Annotated in this window: 5 protein-coding genes; 2 read left to right on the top strand and 3 right to left on the bottom strand. The window is 48.6% G+C overall.

Annotated elements, in window-relative coordinates; genetic code table 11:
* Positions 1-563 precede the first annotated feature (563 nt).
* Both H7R73_RS24080 and H7R73_RS24075 read left to right on the top strand, forming a co-directional pair.
* A complete protein-coding gene (locus H7R73_RS24080; protein WP_232092808.1) occupies positions 564-776 on the top strand; it encodes a hypothetical protein in 213 nt (70 codons plus the stop codon).
* A 987-nt stretch (positions 777-1,763) separates the two neighbouring features.
* Complete coding sequence (locus H7R73_RS24075; protein ID WP_232092810.1) at positions 1,764-2,768, top strand: DNA adenine methylase; 1,005 nt, start codon at positions 1,764-1,766, stop codon at positions 2,766-2,768.
* Here H7R73_RS24075 and H7R73_RS24070 read toward each other — a convergent pair.
* The 3 genes from H7R73_RS24070 to H7R73_RS24060 form a co-directional block, all read right to left on the bottom strand.
* A complete protein-coding gene (locus tag H7R73_RS24070; RefSeq protein WP_232092809.1) occupies positions 2,765-3,496 on the bottom strand; it encodes a hypothetical protein in 732 nt (243 codons plus the stop codon). The two genes, H7R73_RS24075 and H7R73_RS24070, sit on opposite strands and share 4 nt — an antisense overlap.
* Positions 3,489-3,743 carry a helix-turn-helix domain-containing protein gene (locus H7R73_RS24065; protein WP_182951820.1) on the bottom strand — a complete coding sequence of 85 codons (255 nt, stop codon included), beginning with the start codon at positions 3,741-3,743 and terminating at the stop codon, positions 3,489-3,491. The genes H7R73_RS24070 and H7R73_RS24065 overlap by 8 nt, the downstream gene beginning before the upstream one ends.
* Before the next feature lie 1,042 nt (positions 3,744-4,785).
* The gene (locus tag H7R73_RS24060) at positions 4,786-5,028 is read right to left on the bottom strand and encodes a hypothetical protein (RefSeq protein WP_042469152.1); all 243 of its coding nucleotides are present in this window, start codon (positions 5,026-5,028) and stop codon (positions 4,786-4,788) included.
* Positions 5,029-5,128 lie beyond the last annotated feature (100 nt).

Raw genomic sequence — 5,128 nt, 5'->3', positions numbered from 1 at the left:
GTTACTCAGGTTCGTAGAACCGCACTCGGGTTTCAAAGGGGGAGCCCCTTTGGCACGCCGATAGGATGCAGGCACGCCGACGGTACAAACGCAGTTTGTATACGGTCGGTCTCGTGCCTGTATACAATCGGTGTCGTGCCTGAAGGCAGTGAATCATGTTCTAACGGGCGGGCGGTGGGATACATAAAGAGACACAAAAAAGGACACACACCACAAAGCGCAGGACACACAAAGAGACACATAAAAGGGCAAAAAATCAGTTAGTTGGACACAAAATAGGGCACGCAATGGGGCACATTCAAGACTTGCGGGGTTGTATGAGGGAGATCCAAAAAGAAAGTGTCCATAGGGAATGAAAAAGCAGCTCAACCGCCAAACCCTACAGATCCCCTACAGAAAGCCTACTAAAGCCCTACCGTTCACCCACAGAACACCTACTGCATACCTACGGAATGCCTACAAAACGGATGACAGGTGACGAGCCCACAAAAAGACCTACAAAATAACCCACACACCACCCAAGCGACCCACACATTGGCCCACTAAAAAACCCACAAAATCGGATGGCTAATTTGATGAATCAAAAAGGTAATTTGAAGAGCATTCCAGAGGAGCAATTCAGTAAGTACGACGTTGCGGACCATTTGACTAGCCGTGTCGAGATCGCGGCATACCTAGAGGCCGCCAAGGAAGAGAACGATCCATCCCTTCTTGCTGCGGTCATGGAGGACATTCACCGACTCGAAGCCCGGCAGAGCAAAGGAGACAGCCAGTGACATATCGCCCATTGACGACAAAGGAAATGGCAGAGCTACGGGAGGAGATGAAGGCTGCCGGAGAATGGGCGAGAACTGTCTTAGGGCAAGAGCGGCGGCAAACGCCAGCAGTTTGCGAATCCTGCCCTAGCACCTCAAATTTCGTACGTACGAAAAAACCAACCCCGCTCCGTGGATAAGCCCTACTGCCCACAGGCCAAACACACGGCCTGATGGACAGCCCTTCGGGAACGGGCTTAACCACCTCGCCAAGAGCCTCTCTCGATTATGAAGAGCTCAAAGAACAGCCCAAAGACCGCACAAAAAGGATGTCGCAAAGCTCCCCAGTTAGCAGGCTCTCCTATCTTTCCGCTGCGCTTCAAGATAGGAGAGCCCTCCTGCTTGGCTACGTTAAAAATGACGTAGTTACACAAGATTGACTCGCCTTGCTCCGGACTATCGAGACCGCTTGCGGCAGCTCCCTCTCACGCGCTCCAGAGACACACCCCGTCCTTGCTGCATCTGCTTTAGTCCCCGCCTGATGGCCAGACTGCCGCGCCGTTTTTTAAGAGCTGGCCGTGGTTGGTTCCCCGTTACGCTCTGATTGCAAATGCCCCACGGTTGCGAATCGTGGGCGGCTGTGGTGCGCGATCACACGCTGGGCAGTATGTGAGATTTCCCCGTTCTGCCCGACCAACCACACCCACACACGGCAACAAACTCATGCTTCCAATCCGTGCGGGTACGACAAAGCGCCAAAGGTGGTGGCCTTCGGTAACGGGTCTTGTTGCGGGAAAAGCTTGATTGGATGGCCGAGAGGCCGCTAAACTAATTAGGACTTTTGGTAGCTGCTTCCCGCTATGGAGCCGTTACCAGGTGAAGTCTGTTCCCCAACTGACTACACCTTCGAACAAACCGCCTTGCAGGGCGGTTTTTTCGTTTCTGGCGAGAAGGTTACGCTTGATCATCCGCTCTGATCAAGATCATTTGAACCACAATGGCAACGCAGTGATCGCTCGCACAACCATAGCGAAAGCAGCTTGGCTTGCATTTCCATCGCCTAAAAAATATGATGACTTTAAATATCATCCAACACCTATCCATATGAAAACCAAGATCCCACATCCGATTCCCTACCAAGGAAGCAAACGGAATTTAGCCGAAAAAATATGCACTCTGCTTCCGGATGGAATAAATACGCTTTATGAGCCGTTTGCAGGTTCTGCCGCAATAACAATATATGCAGCGCACCATAACATGGCAAAGGAGTTCGTAATTGCAGATAGCTTGCCTGAGCTTGTTGAGCTATGGAGGGAGATCATTGAAAACCCAACAAAAACAGCTCAAAAATATGAATGCATATGGAGTGGAAACATAGATAATTCTCCATCTTACTTCAATGAGGTGAGGGAGAGATTTAATTCTAGCCGAGATCCTGTAGATCTACTTTACCTCATTGTTAGGTGTGTTAAAAATGCGGTTAGATTCAATAAAAACGGTGCATTCACTCAATCATCTGACAAAAGAAGACTGGGCACAAACCCGAAAAAAATGAGCGTTTCAATTCACTCTGTTAGCAGCTTGTTAAAAGGCAGAACAAGGGTTGTTTGCGGCGACTTTAAAAAAACAATAGAAGATGCAGGCATCAATGACTTTGTCTATATGGATCCACCGTATCATGGGACAACATATGGAAAAGATAAGCGGTATTTTACGCAGCTAGAACGAGAGAGTTTAATTGATGGCATTTCAGGTCTTAACGCTAAGAACATTCCATTCCTGTTGTCATATGATGGCATGACCGGTGACACCGTATATGGTGAGCCACTACCTGATAATCTTGAAATGAGAAGACTTCTAATTGATGCTGGCCGATCATCTCAAGCAACCTTAAACGGAAATCACTCCACCACGTTCGAAAGTCTGTATGTGTCAAAAAACATAACTAACAGGATCGAACAAGAGTGGAGTGATAGCAGCACTAGCATCGAAAAAATGTTTGCAGCAGCTTAAATCCTACCCATGACAAGTTGCTTTATTAAGTCTTGCACTGAGAGCTGGCGCCGGTCAGCCTCAGTTTTTATAACGTCAAAATCCCGAGCTTCTTCACCCCGCCAAGAGATGTAAACCCTTCGCTCTTCAACCATGGCAACATGAGTATAGTTTTCAGGAAAAGCCCACAAACAACTAGCACAAACATCAACTCTCTTATCTGTCAGAAAGTTCTGGCAGTTTTCACAAGACCAACTTTTTGACCTCTGAGCAGAAGCATCCAATAACATATAGTTATCAACTATCTCATCAGCATCATTTCCTGCGATCTCGTATGGAATTCTGTGATCAATCTGCAAGTACCTAGGATCAAGAACCTCCCCAGTCAGCATAGAACAGGAACCATAGTGTTCTATTAGTTCTTTTTTGAATTTTAAAGGAAATGCTTTTCTTCCACCAATTCGACCAGCAATTGGCTTATCAGTATCGAACGAGTAAGCCCCAATAACCCTTCCTGTTTTTCTGCTTACAACGTTCAATGTTTTTAATGGGATGCCGTTTTCTCTAACATCTCTGGCTGCTCTTGGAGGATGCGCGTAACCATAAACTGTTTCCAGCTCTTCCGTCGTTACGAAACCATTCTTTAGAATATGAATAATTACTGTCTTGGGACGCTTTGCTGTAACCTTTAGACATGCCTCATAAATGTTTTCTGGGATATCACTGGGCCGAGGAGGAAAATCAGACATTGTTTTTTTGCACCAAAAGCTCATTGGGTGGAACACCAAAAACAGAAGCAAATGCCTCTATAGTGGCAATTGTTACATTACGCTCTCCACGCTCAATGGAGCCGATATAAGTTCGGTGATAGCCACACAACTCGGCTAATTCCTCTTGAGATAAACCAAGATTCTTTCGATAAAAGAAAACATTCTCCGCAAATATTTCTTGCAGGCACTTTGCTTTTCTTCTTGTGTTTAATTTGGATAGCGTCATGCCGCTATAATTATCCAGTGATGCCTTTAGGTCGACAGACTATAAGTAGCAACAGGAAAACCATAGCTATGCGTGCAACCACGCAGATTGAACGCTACAACCTCAAAAATCGGTGCGCATAACGCCTTTTATGTTCAATTGCGATTTTTAGTGGCTAAAACGGGGCGCTGGCGGCAAACAGGCCGCCTGTATCGCGTTTTGGGGCGTTTCGACACACAAGGCAGGGCATTTACTACCTGAAAGTTTGCAACGCTTCTGAGGCGGTTTGAGGGCCGGATCCTGCGGGGTATGGTTTCAGCCCTTTTTAGCGGCCTATCGCGCATTATTCTCGGTTGCCCTCAGAGCGATTTGTTCCCACCCCGCCCTGCAAATGTCCCACTTCTGTCCCGGTTTTGTACCGGTTCTGTCCCACTTTTGTACCGGATCTGTTCCGGTTCTGTACCGCTACCCGCTTCGCGGTGTTCCTGTACCCCCGAACAGTGCCGCCCTTAACGACATAGCCACTCTTCACGCCGTCATTCCGCCCTTAAAAACGGTGGATCACAGCCATACACATTACGCACCAGTAAAGCTGGTGCAACGCATTGAAAGAAAAGGAATACTTCATCAGAAAGGAGCCGTGATAATGGTGGCAAAAACGCCATAACAGCATGATCTCAATGCTGTTTTTATGGTTGCACTACCGCCCCGAGAGGAACAAATCGCTCGGAACATCGAGCGTGTCAGGCGGATGCCTGTGGGGCCAATAGGTGAAGCAAAACGGAGTCCATCAGGGTGGGGCCAGTGGCCCCACCTTGGAACAGATCGCTCGGATACCCGATCACCCGCTCGCCCCGTTGCGGCGGGACGGGAACAAATCGCTCGGAACATCGAGCGCGTCAGGCGGATGCCTGCGGGGCCAATAGGTGAAGTAAAACAGAGTCCATCAAGGGTGGGGCCAGTGGCCCCACCCTGTGGAGATCAAGGCAGCACTCCCGAACGAGAGCGACTAGCGCAGTCTGTCGCGCCCTGTTCGGGAGTCGGCAAGCGCAGCGCGGCAGCCTTAACGACTGCTTAGATCCACCTCGATGCGGCGAAAACCGATGGTGTGCGCCGTGTTAACCCCTGCATCGATGGTCTTAAAGACCCGCCAGCCTCCGCGCTGGCGTTCCAACACTTCCGTTTCAGCATTGCGGCCAAACTTCACCAGGTGAAGATGGTAGCCGGCACCCATTGGGGTCGGGGCGATCACCGCCTTGGCAAAGCCCCCCTGTTCAAATACCCACTTCGCCTTGATCTCTTCCATATCAAAAGCCTTTTTTGATTATTCATATCTACGTTATGACACCAACGCAGCCAAACATCAAATTATAATTATGAACCATCATATTCTTATTTTGATTGTC

The organism is Aeromonas sp. WP2-W18-CRE-05 (assembly GCF_014168615.1).
GTDB classification, from domain to species: Bacteria; Pseudomonadota; Gammaproteobacteria; order Enterobacterales; family Aeromonadaceae; genus Aeromonas; species Aeromonas caviae.
The sequence above is the reverse complement of the archived record's forward strand: the minus strand, read 5'-3'. Positions and strand labels throughout refer to the sequence as shown.